This window comes from Gimesia chilikensis (assembly GCF_007744075.1).
Classification (GTDB): Bacteria; Planctomycetota; Planctomycetia; order Planctomycetales; family Planctomycetaceae; genus Gimesia; species Gimesia chilikensis_A.
Genome location: NZ_CP036266.1, coordinates 6,129,623 through 6,146,436, shown reverse-complemented (window position 1 = coordinate 6,146,436; position 16,814 = coordinate 6,129,623). Strand labels below are relative to the sequence as shown.

Annotated in this window: 15 protein-coding genes; 9 read left to right on the top strand and 6 right to left on the bottom strand. The window is 55.4% G+C overall.

Annotated features, from left to right (window positions below; translation table 11 throughout):
* Positions 1-4 precede the first annotated feature (4 nt).
* A complete protein-coding gene (locus HG66A1_RS23060) occupies positions 5-2,482 on the bottom strand; it encodes a c-type cytochrome (protein ID WP_145189637.1) in 2,478 nt (825 codons plus the stop codon).
* Between the two features lie 4 nt (positions 2,483-2,486).
* Positions 2,487-3,329 (bottom strand): endonuclease/exonuclease/phosphatase family protein, encoded by an 843-nt coding sequence (locus HG66A1_RS23055; protein WP_145189634.1) that lies wholly within the window; start codon positions 3,327-3,329, stop codon positions 2,487-2,489.
* A gap of 434 nt (positions 3,330-3,763) precedes the next feature.
* On the opposite strand from HG66A1_RS23055, the gene HG66A1_RS23050 reads away from it, so the two are divergent.
* The 4 genes from HG66A1_RS23050 (at position 3,764) to HG66A1_RS23040 (ending at position 7,898) form a co-directional block, all read left to right on the top strand.
* Positions 3,764-4,753: a DUF1559 domain-containing protein gene (locus HG66A1_RS23050; protein WP_145189631.1), complete on the top strand. Its 990-nt coding sequence runs from the start codon at positions 3,764-3,766 to the stop codon at positions 4,751-4,753.
* Positions 4,754-4,859: 106 nt separating this feature from the next.
* A complete protein-coding gene (locus tag HG66A1_RS32680; RefSeq protein ID WP_261344694.1) occupies positions 4,860-4,988 on the top strand; it encodes a hypothetical protein in 129 nt (42 codons plus the stop codon).
* Positions 4,989-5,072: 84 nt separating this feature from the next.
* Complete coding sequence (locus HG66A1_RS23045) at positions 5,073-6,050, top strand: DUF1559 domain-containing protein (protein ID WP_145189628.1); 978 nt, start codon at positions 5,073-5,075, stop codon at positions 6,048-6,050.
* Positions 6,051-6,272: 222 nt separating this feature from the next.
* Positions 6,273-7,898 carry a calcineurin-like phosphoesterase C-terminal domain-containing protein gene (locus tag HG66A1_RS23040; RefSeq protein WP_145189625.1) on the top strand — a complete coding sequence of 542 codons (1,626 nt, stop codon included), beginning with the start codon at positions 6,273-6,275 and terminating at the stop codon, positions 7,896-7,898.
* An 84-nt stretch (positions 7,899-7,982) separates the two neighbouring features.
* On the opposite strand, the gene HG66A1_RS23035 is transcribed toward HG66A1_RS23040, so the two are convergent.
* Together HG66A1_RS23035 and HG66A1_RS23030 are read right to left on the bottom strand one after the other, a co-directional pair.
* Positions 7,983-8,444 carry a hypothetical protein gene (locus HG66A1_RS23035; protein WP_145189621.1) on the bottom strand — a complete coding sequence of 154 codons (462 nt, stop codon included), beginning with the start codon at positions 8,442-8,444 and terminating at the stop codon, positions 7,983-7,985.
* Between the two features lie 168 nt (positions 8,445-8,612).
* Positions 8,613-10,799, bottom strand: coding sequence for a hypothetical protein (locus HG66A1_RS23030; RefSeq protein WP_145189618.1), 2,187 nt, complete (start codon positions 10,797-10,799; stop codon positions 8,613-8,615).
* A gap of 249 nt (positions 10,800-11,048) precedes the next feature.
* Between HG66A1_RS23030 and HG66A1_RS23025 the strand changes: the two genes are divergently transcribed.
* The 5 genes from HG66A1_RS23025 (at position 11,049) to HG66A1_RS23005 (ending at position 14,435) form a co-directional block, all read left to right on the top strand.
* Positions 11,049-12,494 (top strand): sulfatase-like hydrolase/transferase, encoded by a 1,446-nt coding sequence (locus tag HG66A1_RS23025; RefSeq protein ID WP_145189615.1) that lies wholly within the window; start codon positions 11,049-11,051, stop codon positions 12,492-12,494.
* 114 nt (positions 12,495-12,608) lie between these two features.
* Positions 12,609-13,142 carry a DUF2975 domain-containing protein gene (locus tag HG66A1_RS23020; RefSeq protein ID WP_145042766.1) on the top strand — a complete coding sequence of 178 codons (534 nt, stop codon included), beginning with the start codon at positions 12,609-12,611 and terminating at the stop codon, positions 13,140-13,142.
* A gap of 79 nt (positions 13,143-13,221) precedes the next feature.
* Entirely contained in the window at positions 13,222-13,446 is a 225-nt protein-coding gene (locus HG66A1_RS23015) for a helix-turn-helix domain-containing protein (protein WP_145042764.1), read from the top strand.
* Positions 13,447-13,460: 14 nt separating this feature from the next.
* Positions 13,461-13,871 (top strand): VOC family protein, encoded by a 411-nt coding sequence (locus HG66A1_RS23010; protein ID WP_145189612.1) that lies wholly within the window; start codon positions 13,461-13,463, stop codon positions 13,869-13,871.
* Positions 13,872-13,970: 99 nt separating this feature from the next.
* On the top strand, positions 13,971-14,435 hold the full coding sequence (locus HG66A1_RS23005) for a hypothetical protein (protein WP_145189609.1): 465 nt from the start codon (positions 13,971-13,973) through the stop codon (positions 14,433-14,435).
* A gap of 3 nt (positions 14,436-14,438) precedes the next feature.
* Here HG66A1_RS23005 and HG66A1_RS23000 read toward each other — a convergent pair whose 3' ends face one another.
* Together HG66A1_RS23000 and HG66A1_RS22995 are read right to left on the bottom strand one after the other, a co-directional pair.
* On the bottom strand, positions 14,439-15,218 hold the full coding sequence (locus tag HG66A1_RS23000; protein WP_197996761.1) for a class I SAM-dependent methyltransferase: 780 nt from the start codon (positions 15,216-15,218) through the stop codon (positions 14,439-14,441).
* Between the two features lie 85 nt (positions 15,219-15,303).
* Positions 15,304-16,797, bottom strand: a complete 1,494-nt coding sequence (locus HG66A1_RS22995) for an FAD-binding domain-containing protein (protein ID WP_145189603.1) — start codon at positions 16,795-16,797, stop codon at positions 15,304-15,306.
* Positions 16,798-16,814: the final 17 nt, after the last annotated feature.

The window sequence follows — 16,814 nt, the reverse complement described above, 5'->3', positions numbered from 1 at the left end:
TCACTCAATTCGATTGCTGAAACGCAGCAGCCCCGGGATCGCCGCCTGCTTTGAGATAAGCCAGCAGATCCAGAATGTCTTCCTGCGTGAGCACATTGATCAGGCTGGCAGGCATCGGCGACGTCTTCGAAAGCACGGCTTCCTCGATTTCCTCGCGAAGCACCGGCACCGTGGTCTGACGAATCGGATCGGTTTCAACCGTGATGGTGGTCTTACTGACTCCCACGGGCCTGCCGGTCACGATCTTCCCGCTGCTGAGGACGTAGACAGTATAAAGGTATTTCGGATCCATCACTTTGGACGGTTCAATAATCGATTCCAGAATCGCCCGGCTGTCAAAGCGTTTGCCGACATTCGAGAGATCCGGACCGATCTGCGCTCCCGTAGAGCCGATCCGATGACACTTGAGGCAGTTTGCCGCCAGCAACGCCTGTCGCGCATTTTTGAAGGAACGGTTCTGTGTCACCGCGGGCAGGTGCGGTTCGAGGTCGGTCAGTTGCCAGTCTTTCACCACCGGCCGCGCGGGAACCACTTCTTCCACTTCCAGCGGTTTATCGAGGGCAGCGATCTCCTGGCTGAACTCCTGCTGTTGTTTGTCGCTGAGTAACTTCAGGAAGTCGACACGAATATCGCGGAGCCGTTCGGTCAGTTGCTTGCCTCCCGTAAAGTGGCGGGCTGTTCCCAGCCAGGCGAGGAACTGACGCTGAGTTTTCGGAGTCCAGCCTTGGGACGCCTGAGTCAAGGCGCGGGCGGTGCGGATCTGATCTTCCTGGGGCGACGTATCTGCGAGCAGCGTCATGGCTCGGGGAACGACAGAATCATCGTTCAGATAGACCAGCAGTTCGCACAGCATGTGATTCGCGCTGCTGGTCGCATGCGGAAACAGGGGCCGCAGTCGCGCCCTGATTGTCGCAGCCTGGGCTGACATCGGTTTGCCGAGTCGAATACAACAGAGTTCATACGCGCGGAGCAACGCCAGTAACTGTTCCTGCGATAGCGCGCTGGTCTCGATCCGATTTAACGCTGTCAGGACCGCGTCTCGATCTTGAGGGGTTCCCTGATGGCACAGGGCAATCAACGCCTCGATCGCTGCGACCGGCGCTGTTTCTGAAAGTGCCCGTTCACGCCAGCGGGAGACATCCTGATGTTCCAGTGCCTTGCGGGCGGTGAACCGTAGCCAGCGGTCATCGCTGCTCAGAGGCGTCCAGAGCACGTCGATCTCAGGTACTGAGGAGTTGAGATATGGTTCGAGGTTCCGCCTCAACTGCCGGGCGGCTTCTCCCTGCTGACGGTCCTGCACACTGATCTCGGGCGCCTGGGAAGTCGGACTCTGGTCGGCTCGTGGCGTCACGCGATACAGGCCCGATTGTGAGCCGCGACCACCGGTGATGAAATACAGCGCACCATCGGGCCCGAACTGCATGTCACACACATTCAGCGGTCCCCCTTCCAGAAAGACTTCATACTGGCACTGATAGCTGGCTCCCGCAGGAATCAGATCCACGAGCAGAATGCGTCCATTCTGCCAGTCAGCGATATACATGGCGTTTTTGAAGCGGGTCGGAAAGTGACTCTCGGTGCCGAAGACCATCCCGGTCGGAGAACCCAGCCCCGTATTGAGCGTACTGGGCAGACTGTCTGCATAATACTCGGGCCATTTACCGGTTCCCCACCGCCAGCCATACTCACCGCCGGGAATAATATGATTGATGCGGGTCGGGCGATACCAGGGTTGGCCGATATCCCATTCCATGTCGGCGTCGTAAGTAAACATCTCTCCTTCGGGGTTAAAGGCGATGTCGACCTGGTTCCGAAATCCCCCCGCGAGAATCTCCCAGGTTTTCCCAGCCGGGTCGGTCTTGAGAATGTAGCCGACGCGATCATCCTGGCCGGCGTCGTGCGGGTTAGGCAGCAACTGATCGTTCTGCGGATCGCGATAGGGAGACTGGGGGGAGACTCCCTCAGGAAACGACACATCGTTGCCGACGACCAGATAGATGTTTTTGTCGGGGCCAAGTACGATCTGATTACTGCCATGACCGAACCGGCTGCGGTAATCCAGTGGTTTCAGCAACTGCCGCTGATCGAACTGACCGTCGCCATTCGTATCCTGGAATCGATGCAGCCCCTCGCCGTTCGTCTCACTGATATACAGACTGTCGTGGGCATACAATACGCCGCGACAGTGTTTTAACTTGTCGTCGATTTTTTCGAATGTGACCTTACCGGTCTTGTCTTTAAGAGTGAGCCGACCCAGGCCGACATCGTCCAGTCCCAGGATCACGCGTCCCCGATCATCGAAGGTCATGCTGATCCAGGAGCTTTCTCCTGCCTGCGCCGAACGCAGCAGTTCCACCTGAAAACCGGGCTGTACGCGGATCGAACTCACCGGCGTCGCCTGCTGTTCTGCGCCGCGCACACTCTGAGTGACACTCGTGAGCAGCAGTGCGATAAGGCACATCCAGAAAAGACAGTTTCGCATCGGGTTACTCCTGTGTGAGTTTCAGGATGGCAAACACCGGACGGTGATCCGAGGCCAGCGGTTCATTGATGACTTTGGTTTCGCTGACTTCAAACCGGGCCGCCGGTCGATAAAAGATGTAATCAATCCGGGAGCGGGGCTTCGTCGCAGGCGCGGTTGGCGTCGCGTCTTTATCGATGGCGTTGGTCCAGCGTTTGAGCAGTACCTGAATCGGTTCTTCTTCCGGGCGGGCATTCATGTCTCCCGCCAGGATCGTGGGGACTTCAGACTCAGACGCGAAATACTGATTGATGGCTTTGGCTTCCGCGACCCGATCCTCAGGCACATTATGTTGAAAGTGCGTACTGATGAATCGCAGTGGCTTCCCATCGGGACCCTTCACGGTCACCACGATTGCACCGCGTGGATAAGTCACCCGTTCGGGCGTACTTTCGGTGTAGGGGAGTGGCTGAATCATCACATCCAGAATGGGCAGCCGGGTCAGCACTGCATTCCCAAACAGCCCTCCTTCGTAATGCTGCGTCGGTCCGAAGCGAACTTCGAGTCCCGTCATTTCCGACAGACGCTGCGCTTCGTGAACGCGGCTGGATCGTTTCACACCCACATCGACTTCCTGCAGGGCAACCAGGTCCGGCTTAGTCTGTGCAATCACCTTCGCCAGCCGGGCTACATCGTATTTGCCGTCAGTTCCCTGTCCGTAATGAATGTTGTAACAGAGTACACGCACAGAATCGGCGGCGTGCGCACGCTGTGTATCAAGGCTGTTACTGAAGACGAGAGAGATGACTGCCAGCCAGAGCGAACAATTTAAAAAAGAGGGGATTGAGAAACGGCAAGACTGCAGCATGGTGTCGGTTCCTGAGTGTTTCTGGTGTCGAGGTGCTCTTGCAAAGGAGTTCAGAGCGGAAAGTGTTTCTATTTACTATGAGACAACCATTGTGCCGCGTCAATCCCGGGCCCGGTTTTACACCGCCCAGACTGAGACCGCCGCTCACACGATGATTCTGGCACGTGTTACAGACTTTCTTTGGCAATCAGACAATTTTTTTAAAAAAGAATGGTATGCATGAGAACACACCGGCGGATTAGAAACGACATTTCATTTATTCGACATTCAATCTTAATAAACACCTTGTAGGATTCCCGCAACTTCGGAGTAGCGGAGCATCCTTCCTGCCTATCCTTCCGACAAAACGGTCAGTCAAGACCATCCTCGGCATCAAAGTGCCTTGAAACGCCAAGTCAATCTGTTTTTCTCTTCGTTTTTTGGGAGTTGCTTTGATGCTTCTTCGCTTTTCGCGCCCTGCCGGCGCGCGTACTGCCGTTGCAGTACATCGTCGTGGTTTTACTTTGATCGAGTTGCTGGTGGTAATTGCGATTATCGCCATTCTGATTGCGTTACTCTTACCCGCTGTGCAGCAGGCTCGTGAAGCCGCACGTCGCAGCCAGTGCAAAAACAATCTCAAGCAGTTGGGACTGGCATTGCAGAACTATCACGATACGCACGGCGTCTTCCCTCCCGGTGGCGTGATTGGAACCTGTGCCGGAAATCCTCCGACTAACATTTCCGGCAGCCAGGAATGCAGTGGTTTGAGCCTGGGCGGCAACTGGTTGCTGTATATCCTGCCCCAGATGGAACAGAGTTCACTGTGGGAAAAAGCAGCTCCGATTTTGAGTGGAGACAAAAACCCCCTGGACGCGATGAATAACGTTTTCGGTCACTACGCACCTGCAGCCTATCGCTGCCCGAGCCATCCCTGGGACCGTCGTTCAAACGTCGCGTTTCGTGCTCTGGAGCACATGTCACGCGGCAACTACGCTGCCAACTACGGTTCCGGCAACCTGACAGAGTCTTACACGAATACCCATGCTGGTGTCTTTACCATCAACTCTGCAGTCGGAATTCGGGACATCAAAGATGGTACCAGCAATACGCTGCTGACCGGCGAGCTCATGTACAACAACGATAATACCTCCGATGCCCGCGGTGCCTGGGTTTATTCCGGCATGGGTGGTTCCGCTTTCAGTACAGGTCGGAACCCCAATTCAACAACCGCCGACATTCTGGCCAGCTGTAGCACCACTACCGAGCTGCCTTGTACCGCCGGAAACGACGGAACCCAGATTGCGGCTTCCCGCAGTCATCATACCGGGGGCGTCCAGGTCGGACTGGCCGACGGTTCCTGCCGGTTCATCTCGGAAAATATCAGCCAGGCCATCTACCAGGCTCTGGGAACCCGTGCCAACCGGGAAGTGATTGATAATTTCTAAGCGGTTATCAGATTTAATGCTGTTATACGAGCCAGCCGGAGAATGGCGCGTTTGAACCCATTCTTCGGCTGAGCTGTTGTTTCCTGAATGAGAGGAGCTGATTCTCATGAAAAAATACTACCTGCTGTTGTGCTGTGTATTCTGTCTGACTCTGTCCATTACCGGTTGCTCAGGAGAACCCGAAGAAGGTGTTCCCGGCGATTCCACACCGACACCGGAATACACCGACCCTTAATCGTCCCTGCAGGCAAGACGATTCATCACGATTTACTCCGCCTGTCTGTCTTATAGTTTTCATTTACATATCAAGGAGAAGAAGATGTTACGTCTGATTTCGTCCGAGTCCGTCACCGGAAAAAACCGTCGTGGTTTTACTCTGATCGAACTGCTCGTGGTCATCGCGATCATCGCTATTCTGATCGCGCTGCTGTTGCCCGCAGTGCAGCAGGCCCGCGAAGCTGCCCGCCGCAGTCAATGTAAAAACAATCTCAAACAGCTGGGCCTGGCCCTGCAGAACTACCACGACACACATGGTGTCTTCCCTCCTGGTGGTGTCATTGGTCTGTGTGGCGGTACTCCCCCCACCAACCTGACCGGTCTCCAGGAATGTACCGATCAGCACAGCCTGGGTGGTAACTGGCTGGTTTACATCCTGCCACAAATGGAACAGAGCTCGCTCTGGGATAATGCCGCGCCCGTGTTGAACGGTCGCGATCCCCTGGATTACATGAATAATATTTTCGGCCATTATGCTCCTGCGGCTTACCGTTGCCCCAGTCATCCCTGGGATCGTCGCAGCAATGTCGCGTTCCGTTCGCTGGAGCACATGTCCCGCGGTAACTACGCTGCCAACTACGGAAACGGCAATCTGACCGAATCCTACACCAATACTCATGGCGGCATCTTTACGATCAACTCTTCGATCAGCATCCGAGACATCAAGGATGGTACCAGTAACACCCTGCTGACCGGGGAACTGAACTACCTCAACGATAATACCTCCGATGCCCGTGGTGCCTGGGTCTATTCCGGCATGGGGGGCTCCGCCTTCAGTACCGGCCGTAACCCGAACAGCACTGTGGCAGACATTCTGCCCAAGTGCTCCAACACTGCCGAATTGCCCTGTACGGAAGCGAACGACGGAACCCAGATCGCCGCCGCCCGCAGCCAGCATACCGGGGGCGTTCAGGTCGGACTGGCCGACGGTTCCTGCCGATTCATTTCGGAGAATATCAGTCAGACCATCTACCAGGCCCTGGGCACCCGCGCCAACCGGGAAGTAATTGATAACTTCTAAGACAGGCTGGTAATAAACTGACTCTGTTTTACTGACTGTTCACAACCGGAGGATCTGACGCCCATCGCATCCTCCGGTTGTTTTGTTTGATTACGTGCTGTTTGTATAGTCCGCCGGAACTCTGCTGAAAAAACGGGGTTGTGGGTTTTGTCTCGTCCCTCGAGGACGTAACATATTACTAAATATTGATTAGATTACGGGATTCTTCACAAGGATATTTCAATGCGTCGCTTCACACTGACTACCATGCTGCTGGCAGGAATGTTCCTGCTGACCCAGCAGGGGCTGAGCCGGGCGGAATCGTCAGGTAAAACTGCCACCGGATACGTATTTCATGATGCCAACCAGAATCGGAAGTTCGATGCTGGCGAGAAAACGCTGCCGGGCGTTGCCGTCTCAAATGGCGTCAAGGTAGTTCGCACCGATGAAAACGGAAAGTATGAACTGCCCGTTACCGATGACACCATTCTGTTCGTCATCAAACCCCGCAACTGGCGGACACCGCTGAGCAAGAATCTCACACCCGAGTTCTATTACATCCACAAGCCCAAGGGATCACCCAAGTCTCACTTCGCCGGCGTCGCCCCGACCGGACCACTGCCGGAATCGGTCGACTTTCCCCTCTATCCGCAAAAAGAGCCCAACCAGTTCCGCGCCCTCTTTTTCGGTGATCCACAGCCACGTGATCAGAAAGAGATCGACTACATCGCCCATGATGTAATCGAAGACCTCGTCGGCACCGACGCATCGTTCGGCGTTACGCTGGGTGACATTCTGTTTGACGATCTGTCGCTATTTGAATCGCAGGCACGGGGCATCGCTCTCCTGGGAATTCCCTGGTACAACGTGATCGGCAACCACGACATCAACTACGATGCCCCCAACGATAAGTTGAGCGATGAAACCTTCGAGCGGGCCTTCGGTCCCTCTTATTACTCCTTTGATTACGGCACCGTGCATTTCATTGTGCTGGACGACATCGAGTGGATTGTCACCGAAGAGTCAAAAAAGAACAAAAAGAAAAAAGGCAAATACCAGGGCGGTCTCGGCAAAGAGCAGATTGAATTCGTTAAGAACGATCTGCAGCAGATCCCCGAAGATCAGCTGGTCGTACTGATGATGCACATCCCGCTAGTCGGCGTGGAAGATCGCCAGGACCTGTATCGCCTGATCGAAAAACGCCCCTTCTGTATGTCCATTTCCGGACACACCCATCATCACGAACACCGCTTCATCACTAAAGAAGATGGCTGGCGGGGCGCCAAGCCGCACCATCACATCATCAACGTGACCGTCAGCGGCAGCTGGTGGTCCGGTGCGCCGGATGAACGGGGTATTCCGCATACGATGATGGCCGACGGTGCTCCCAACGGTTATTCCATCATTACCTTTGACGGCAAAGAATATAACCTGGACTTTCGAGCCGCCGGTCGTGCTGCGAAATACCAGATGAATATCATCGCCCCCGAAGCGGTCACAGTTGACAAGGTCGCGGAAACCAACGTGATGGTCAACGTGTTTAACGGTTCGGAAAAATCGAAGGTGGAAATGCAGATTGGCGAGTCCGGCAGTTGGGCTCCCATGGAGCGGATTGTCGCCGTCGATCCCAGCTTCAAGAAGCTGTCCGAAACGGAGAACGGCGTCGAAGAGAAATCTTATCGCAATCTCCCCAAGGCCAAGAATTCAACCCATCTCTGGCAGGCCAAGCTGCCCGATGGTCTGAAGCCGGGTACGCATCTGCTGCGGATCCGCACGGTTGAGATGGACGGCGATGAACACGTTGCGGGACGCGTGATTCGTATCACCCCCGCGAAACCATCCGAGAAGACAGCGTCTACTGAAAAGTAGCACTGTGAGGATCACTTGCATTGATCTGACGGGACCTGTGAATTCGCTTCACAGGTCCCGTTGTTTTTTAAGTATTGTGAAAGCTTATCGCTGCGAAATCAGCACTTTGTTGACCTTCTTATGGCAGTTAATGCAGGTCATCGTCAGATGCAGATAACTGAGTGAGGCACCGTCGATGTTTTTCTCTTTGGCGAATTTAATCACCTGCTTGGCGGCGGAACGAAACTCTTCACTCTGACGGGCAAAGATGGGCCCCTCGACCACCTGCCATTCGGTGGCGTTGCTCATCTCGATCATGCGCTTGGCCCCCTTCTGCATCTTCTCGTAATCCTCGATCATCAGTCCTTCGAGTACGAGTTGCGAGCTGGTCAGTTTTTCGTGCATGAACTTGCTGAGTCGCTTCTCACCTTCCAGATCCTTTTCATCGCCCGGCTTGCTTTCGCATTTGTCCGCATCGTCGGCACGCGCTGTCTGGATTTCTTCCGCATCGGTACCGAGTCCCATGATGAACAGACCACAAATCAAGCCGTATACCAGTTTACGCATGGATTCATCCTTCAATTGAATACAGAGACTAATTCAGTGCACCATTTTATTAATGGACGTGCATGTCCTGTATTGTAATCCGAGTATCACGCGCAGTTCAATACCGCTTTCGAGAGAAGTCTCGGTTGAACCGTGATGGATGAAACACAATGAGTCGGAAAGCGAAAATTACTCCGGCAGTTGTGTCTCGCCGGGCAGCATCGAGAGTCCTTTTTCTTTCGGGATGAAGTAGGGGATCAGTTCTCCCATCAACCGGTTCTGCAGTCCCTCAAACATCTGCTCGCGGGCCTCCTGTTCGGTGGCATTGCGGAGAATCAGAAAGCGGGGATTGACCAGCACCTGTTTCGTCCAGAGCGTGCGCTTGGGAGACTTCTGCACCCACGACAGCTTAAACGCGGCTGCCGTCGATTGCAGTGTTTCCCCGGTGGGAGTGCGGCCCAACGGATTGCCGGGTGAGGGCCGACCCCGTTTCGACATCTGCAGCTTGTTACCCGCCTGTTCCTGGTACTCCATCTGGAAGATCAGCGGCTGGTCTTCCGCCACTTCAAAACCATCTGCTTCCAGGCGATCCTTGAGTACTTCCTGCAGAACTTCTTTGACTTCGTCCTCCTTGCCGAATTTGATATTCACCACGTTGACATTGATACTGACTTTCGAACCGGTCCTCAGAATCGCATCCGATTCGCTCTGATAAGCAGCCAGACCATCCGTGATCTGTTTCTCCGGCAGAGGTACCGTCACCAGTTGAGGCTTACGGTTAAGTCGCAAACGTCCCTTGTCATCGGTCAGCGCACTGTCGGTGTTCGCAAACAGGTAATGGGGAGTCAGGTAGAGGGGGCGGCGGATAATCACGTTCGGCGGCGGTTCGAGGACCCACACACTCCGCCGGCTCTCGCGATCGACGAGCAGGGCACCGTAGAGCAGAAAACTTCTGCCGGAGGGGGTCAGTTCCAGCTTGTTCCCTTCGTAGGAAGGCTGACTGAACTGATCGCTCAGGTTGCCAGCTATTTCGAACGCCCGTTCCGGCTTGCCATCTTCCAGGTTCACCAGCCAGATCTCGGTTTTTCCCGATTCGGTGACCAGCATCCCCAGTTGTTTCCCGTCCCGCGAAAAATCCAGAGCCTGCAGCGAATAATATTTCGCACGGGGATCCAGGTGACCATCCAGCTCCATGAGATAGAGCAGTTTCAGCGTACGCAGGTCGTAGAAGAAAACTTTGTTACTCGTGTTGGTCGCCAGGTAGTTGCCCCCCGGGCTGACCAGGTAACTGTGGCTCGCGAACTCGCTGGATTTGATCTCGCTTTCCTGTTCGAGCTTTCCGGTCTGCAGGTCCCAGCGTTTGAGAATCGTTTTGTACTTGCCCCCGTCTTTGCGGATCAACTGCACGAACGCGCCGTTGTTCCCGCAGATTTCATATAAAGAGACCACGCTGCCGGGCGCATCAACCTGCCATTCGGAAACGATTTTTCCGGTCGTGGTATCCCAGCAGACCAGCTTGGGGATTTTCGATGTGCGTTCGGTAATATTCAGCAGCAGATATTTCCCGTCTGCACTCAGTTTGAATTTGGGCGTCAGGATCATCCATTCCTGGGGAGGCGTGATCGAGATCTCACCGATTTTCTTCTCCGTCGCCAGGTTCCAGATGTCAAAGTGATAGAGACTGCGGTTCTTATACTGCACGGCAACCACCGGGCCGGACCCGCTGGGCACCACCAGTTTCTCTTCCGCATTCTTCAGGTCAATTTTCAAGCGTGACGATTCCGGCCAGTCCGCGGTCACCAGCGGCGGATCGACGAGGGAGGTCCACTTCTGCTCCGGTTCCGGCTGGGGTTTCGGTTTCGTGGGAGCCGGCGTCGCTTTCTTCGCCGCCGGTTGACCGCTCACCGGCTTGGTGTTCGCGATCTCCATCGGTTTCGCCGGTGGTTCTGACTCGGCTTTTTCCTCAACAGGCGCGGGAGCGGGCGCTGGTGTCACTCCAGCGGGAGCCAGTTCCTGGTGCGGCTGTGCGATCTCTTCCGGTTCTCCCCCTCCCATCAGGGAACGGACCAGTGTATAAGAGACAAAGAACATCACCACGAAGGCCACAATACCAGCAATCAGGGTCACCGGCGAATTGGCGCTGTTCCCTGACTGCTTTTTCTGTTTGCCCCCTTTGGATGACGTCTTTTTACGTGCCGGCCTCGCCGAGCTCTCGTAGACTTCCTCGTCGTCTTCGTAGAAATCGTCCAGCAGGTCATCATCGCCTGCAGGGACCTGCATCCGCTCTCCACAGGATTTACACTTGAGAGTCTGCCCCGCACGGTCATCGCGGACTTTATAATCCTGAAAACAGTGTTCACACTGGAATTGAATCATGGTTTGGTCCCGCCAGCTAAGAGATCCAGAATGAGAAGAAATGAAATTGGATCGACTGATCTGAAGTACAATATTCCGGAATTGTTTACAGGAACGCAAGCAGAAAATTCAGAATTCAAAGCACGCCGGTCAGACTGTCATAGCAGGGTCTGGGAGTGCAACCGTGCTTTTCCTCTCGGGTCTGTTATAATCGATACACGACCCGCCTGATCTTCCCGTTTCTACCTGTAATCAAAGAGGAATCGAATCGTGCTCAATTCCGGGATGCGTAGCTTATGTCTGTGCCTGTTGACGCTCTGTCTCTCCCAGTCTGTTCCACGAAGCACCACAGCCGCGGCCCCGCGGACGCCGGGAGATCGCCCTAATCTGATCGTGATCATGGTCGACGATATGGGCTACGCGGGAGTCAGCTGTTTCGGCAATCCCTACTTTAAAACTCCCGAGATCGATCGGCTGGCTAAGGAAGGTCTGAAACTGACCGACTTTCATTCTTCGGGCACCGTCTGTTCGCCCACGCGGGCCGGTCTGCTCACCGGTCGCTATCAGCAGCGGGCTGGCATTGAAGCGGTCATCCATCCGGTCAGCGATCATCCCGAGCATCTAAAAGGTTTGAAACGCAGCGAAAACACCTTCGCCGAACTGTTGAAACAGGCGGGGTACCAGACCGGCCTGATCGGAAAATGGCACCAGGGCTACCCGCACAATTCCGCTGAGTATCATCCTGACAATCACGGGTTCGATACCTTCGTCGGTTATCACAGCGGCAATATCGATTTCATCAGTCATGTAGGAGACCACGTCAAACACGACTGGTGGCACGGACGCCAGGAGACCGAAGAACCCGGCTACTCGACGCACCTGATCAACCAGTACGCCCTGCAGTTCATCAAGGAAAACCAGGACCGTCCCTTCTGCCTCTACCTGGCGCATGAAGCCATTCACAACCCGGTACAGGTCCCCGGCGATCCGGTTCGGCGTACCGAAGCCGAAGGCTGGAAACGCTGGAAGCCGGCCCATGAAGGGGAACGCATCGAGAAGTTCAAAGGGATGACGCTCCCCGTCGATGAAGGCGTAGGGCAGATTCGTGAGTTCCTCGTGAAATCGGGACTCGATAAAAATACGTTCGTGCTGTTCTTCTCGGACAATGGTCCCTCGCGTGATTTCCCGAGTGGCAGTCCCGCGCTGCGGGGCGCCAAAGGTTCGGTTTATGAAGGCGGACATCGCGTGCCTGCCATCGCCTGGTGGCCTGGTAAGATTGAGGCGGGCACCGTCTCGGATTTCCCCGCGATCAGCATTGATGTCATGCCGACCCTGCTGGGAATCGCCCAGGTGACTCCACCTCAGGAGCGTCCCCTGGATGGCGTCGATCTCTCTCCGGTTCTATTTGAACAGAAATCGCTCCCGTCACGTCCGCTGTTCTGGGCCTCACTTTCGAATCGGGGCGGACGCGCAGAAGCGATGCGGGACGGTCCCTGGAAACTGGTCGTGCAGCATCCCCGCGCAAAACCGGGCACCTTCGAAAATGAAAAGGTTGAACTCTATCGCCTCGACCGCGATCCGGGCGAGAAAGAAGACCTGCAGTCAACCGAACCCGCTCAGGCAGCGAAAATGCTCAAGCAGCTCAAAGCCTGGTATCGCGATACGCAGTCCACCGCGACACCTCAGCCGGGAGGCTGGCTGTCGCAGGGGAGTTGAGATCGGCAGTAAACAGAAGCGACTTAAATTCTCAAAAACCGGGGTTGTGCTGTTTATCGTAAAACGATAAAAATTCGCCGTTCAACAACAAACCCTTTGGAAAGGATTCCTGAGATGGCTCGTAAAGATCGTACCAGTGTCATTTGCCGTATTCTGTATTATCTGTGTGCTTTGTCCCTCTGGGTGATGCCCGCATTTTTAATCTGGGTCTGGTTTTGTGCCGACCTGATCGCGAAACAGAATGGCAGGATTCCTGTCCAGGCCATTCCCTTTCCGCTGCCGGTATCAACTAAAGTGGGCATGGTTTTACTCTCAGCCCTGCTGATCGCACCCACGTACTGGGGGCTGATTTCGCTACGTCGTTTTCTCAAAGCCTGTTGTGCCGAAGATTATCTGGGCACACAAAACAGTCGGCTGCTGAAACGTTTTGCCCTGGGGCTGATGGGCTCTGCTTTGTTATCTCCCATCTGCGGAGCGGCGCTCAGTGTGGTATTGACGATGCATAATCCGCCCGGACAGAAAATGCTGGCGATCAGCATCGGTTCGAATCAGTTCATCCTGGCGGGAGTCGGAGCACTGATCTTTCTGCTGGCAAATCTGTTAAAGCGGGCCAGCCTGATCGCGGAAGAACACGCCCAGATCATTTAGACGTCTGGTGACCCGCCGGGAATTCAGCTATAGTAGAACCAGAGCTTAACACGAGTTTTAGCGAGCGAAGCAGGAATCGATGCGAATTTGTATAACACTGGATGTCATGCTGGCCCGACGCAAAGTCACCTCACGTGATCTGGCAAAACACGTGGGGATCACCGAGCAGAATCTATCGCTGCTCAAGTCGGGGAAAGTCAAAGGGATTCGCTTCGCGACGCTGGAAAAGATCTGTGAATACCTGGAGTGTCAGCCCGGTGATATCCTGCGTTATGAAGCGGAAGCACAGAGTCAGGCAGCCTGAGAGGAGAGACCAGAGTGAAAGTGCATGGCGTACTGGAGACGTCGATTTACGTAGATGACCTGCAGACCGCAGTCGACTTTTATCGGCAGTTGTTCGAATTCGAAATCATGGCGGAGGACCAGCGGTTCTGCGCCATGAACGCCGGCGACCGTAGCGTGTTTCTGATCTTCAAACGGGGCGCCACGCATACCGCAGCCCATCTCGAAGGGGGCGTGATTCCACCCCACGACGGCGATGGCCCGGTCCACTTCGCCTTCGCCATCGAACGGGACGACCTCGCCAAATGGGAAGAACGCCTCGTCTCTGCAGGCGTGGAAATTATCAGCCGCATGAGCTGGCCCCGCGGCGGCGAAAGTCTCTACTTCCGCGATCCCGACGACCACGTGCTCGAACTCGCCACCCCCGGCATCTGGCCTGTTTACTGAGCAGCACTGGACAAAAGGCCTCGACACATGGGCTTCGTTCTGATAAGAACCACGACTGAAGGAACGCGTTCACTTATCGAGCCGGAAAGGGGGCCTGCCATGCGTCAGCTGTTATTCACCGTCGTCATCTGGGGACTGACCTGTTCTCTCGTCTCTGCAACCGAAAAGCAGGGAAGTATTTACGAACTCCGAACCATCGAGCTTGCCACTCCTGCTGCCTTAGTCGAGCCGCTGGTCTCCGTTTGGGAACCAGACAAGGCAGCACCGAAACAGGCGCAGACAAACCACTTTTATTTTCACACACAGGCCGCCCCGTTTCTTCCCTTAGATCCGTCTTCAAATTCAGACGAGTATTACCGGTTATTGCGCGAGTGGGACCATCAACTGGTAATGGAAAGAGCCGCTCAGGCGATGGCCGAACAACAAAAGCAGAATCCGCGCCACATCCTTGAAACAGGCGGAGCACTCCTGCTTTCCAAGGCCGAAGAACTGAGCGCCGCTCGAATCCGGCAACAGGAAGACTTTCGTCTGCTCAACCTCTACCACGGCTTCCGTCAGCGGTAAGCACTACTCCGGCCATGCCAGCAGGGCATAGAAGGTCATCTCTTCGGAATACGTGCCGCGGGAGTCAAAGTCGAGTAGTGTCTGCCTCAGGTCGGCTTCGAAGGCACTCCGCTTTTCTCCCAGGACGGCCGGGGAGGCGAAGGACGTTGAATAGAGATTGCCAATCAGTGTCTCCAGCGTCCACTGTTGTGTGATCCGGGTCTTGAGTTCCTCGATCTGGTAGCCCGCTTCCTGCAGGACCTGTTCGTGAGGCTGGGAGAGTTCGGGGAAGTTGCCCGAACCCGCACGCCGTTTTGCTCCCAGGCAGCGCTGCAGAACTTCCCGCACCAGTGGGAGCCAGTCCGTAGTCCCGCTCCAGATGCTCGTGTATCCCAGGATCACCAGCGGCTGTTCAGGACGCAGCCAGCCTCGGATCCGTCGTGCCATCAATCCGCGATCCATCCAGTGGAAGGCTGCGCCGATCGTTACCAGCTCAAATGTTTTCTCGTCCGCAGAAAAGGCTTCCGCGGTTTCGGAACGCCAGCTGACATTATCGATCTGCTGTTCCCGCATCTTCGTCAGTCCCGCAGACCGCATCGCAGGATCGGGTTCGACGGCTGTCACTTCGCGAAAGTGAGGCGCCAGCCGTAATGCGATCTCACCGGTGCCGCTGCCCAGGTCCAGCAGGCAATCTTCTCCCGAAATCGCAGCCCGGTCCCGGATCCGGGTAAGCAGTTCCTCGGGGTAGGGCACGCGATAACGCACGTAATAAGGTACCGTTCCCTGAAAAAGATCTCTGGCCACAACCGGGCTCCCTGGTCTTGCGCACTGACAAAAGTGATTGATTAGGCTGACAGGGAGTCAGTGTAGTGCAGGGCAGCTGTAAACTTCAATCGAATAACGCACCCTGGCGTTTTTGATTACCGTAGCGTTCCAGGTAGCCATCGACGCTGAATTTGCGGGCCGTGTTTTGACTGGTCATGTAACGGATCTTACCAAAGATCTCCCGCTCGGGACCCCAGGCACGATCGTAACGGCCCAGACACCAGAAGATGCCGGAATACGAATTCGGATTTCGCCCGTCGACCGCATACTTGTTGTTGAGTTCGATCATGATCTCGAGCGCGTCCTGCGGAGAGTCCGACCAGTGCAGGATTTTCTTGCCCCACAGCATCCGCATGTAATTATGCAGACGGCCTTCGGTCACCAGTTGCGTCTGCGCTGCGTTCCAGAGGGGATCGTGTGTTTTCGCCTGTTCGAACTCTTCCAGCGAGTAAGTATATTCGCGCGGATCGGACGCGTGCTCGTCGAGCGTAGTCTGCGCCCAGTCGGGGAGGGAAGAGTACTGGTCGTAGTCATCCCGCTGCCAGCACATGTTGTAACCCAGCTCCCGCCAGGTGATCAGTTCGTCCAGAAAACCTTCCGCCGTCTCACTCATCTGCCACCACCCGGCTCGTTTACCGGTCGGCTTCTGATCCATCACCTTTTCGACCGACCACTCTTCCCGGCGGGCGATGGAATCAAACACATCGTGCACCGAGATGTGACCGAAGTGCAGGTAAGGGGAGAGCCCGCTGGTGACTTCTTCTTCAGGCAGATTCCGTTCGTCGGCGTAGCGTTCGAAGCGGGTATCAAAGAAACGTCGCAGCGCTTTGAGTGCTTCTTCCTCCCCGCCGTCAAAGGATGCTGGTCCAACACCATGATCGAGGGGCAGGTCCGCCAGCACTTCAGGTGTGGCCGTCAGCATTTCATCGGTCGCCATCGGCCAGCGGTCGATAATCTCTTTGGGCAGCGATTTCAGTTCGGGCAGTTTAATACGCGCCAGGGGATTCGTCTTAGGCATCTCCAGCAGGTGGGGCGGCAGTTCCTTGTGCAGGAAGCGACGAAATGCATACGCCGTGGGATAAACCTGGGAGGCAGCCCGCAGCGGCAGCAGTCCATTGGAATCGATGGCTTCCAGGCTGACGGGCAAGCGCGGGGCCACGTGGTCCAGCATCCGCGGCAGAAAGAAACAGGGAAAATCATCAGTAACAATCGCGCACGCTTTGTCGGCCAGAGCTTCTAACAGTCCTGAGCCGTGACCCGCCTCAGGTTCCACATAACAATAGTAGGTCGCTACAGTCTCTTCAAAGTTCGCTCGGTTATCCGCCATGCCCTGCAGGACAAAACGATGCATCCGGTCGCTGGCCCAGCGGTAACCGCAGCGCAGCGCTTCTAAGACGACCAGCGGTTTATCCAGACCCTTCGCCACTTCGACCGCCCGCTCCAGGCTGAAATTGAAACGGGTGCGGCGGTTGGCGATCATCCAGTACAGAACGTAGTCTCCATCACCCTTCAGCGGAGCCTTATTCAACTGGCGGATTCGAATTTCAGGAACGCTCATGTTAACCTCTTCGTTCT

Coding starts and splice junctions, on each gene's coding strand:
- HG66A1_RS23005 (WP_145189609.1), top strand. CDS start 13,971: ATGCGTCAGCTGTTATTCACCGTCGTCATCTGGGGACTGACCTGTTCT.
- HG66A1_RS23060 (WP_145189637.1), bottom strand. CDS start 2,482: ATGCGAAACTGTCTTTTCTGGATGTGCCTTATCGCACTGCTGCTCACG.
- HG66A1_RS23020 (WP_145042766.1), top strand. CDS start 12,609: ATGGCTCGTAAAGATCGTACCAGTGTCATTTGCCGTATTCTGTATTAT.
- HG66A1_RS23040 (WP_145189625.1), top strand. CDS start 6,273: ATGCGTCGCTTCACACTGACTACCATGCTGCTGGCAGGAATGTTCCTG.
- HG66A1_RS23050 (WP_145189631.1), top strand. CDS start 3,764: ATGCTTCTTCGCTTTTCGCGCCCTGCCGGCGCGCGTACTGCCGTTGCA.
- HG66A1_RS23035 (WP_145189621.1), bottom strand. CDS start 8,444: ATGCGTAAACTGGTATACGGCTTGATTTGTGGTCTGTTCATCATGGGA.
- HG66A1_RS22995 (WP_145189603.1), bottom strand. CDS start 16,797: ATGAGCGTTCCTGAAATTCGAATCCGCCAGTTGAATAAGGCTCCGCTG.
- HG66A1_RS23045 (WP_145189628.1), top strand. CDS start 5,073: ATGTTACGTCTGATTTCGTCCGAGTCCGTCACCGGAAAAAACCGTCGT.
- HG66A1_RS23055 (WP_145189634.1), bottom strand. CDS start 3,329: ATGCTGCAGTCTTGCCGTTTCTCAATCCCCTCTTTTTTAAATTGTTCG.
- HG66A1_RS23015 (WP_145042764.1), top strand. CDS start 13,222: ATGCGAATTTGTATAACACTGGATGTCATGCTGGCCCGACGCAAAGTC.
- HG66A1_RS32680 (WP_261344694.1), top strand. CDS start 4,860: ATGAAAAAATACTACCTGCTGTTGTGCTGTGTATTCTGTCTGACTCTG.
- HG66A1_RS23030 (WP_145189618.1), bottom strand. CDS start 10,799: ATGATTCAATTCCAGTGTGAACACTGTTTTCAGGATTATAAAGTCCGC.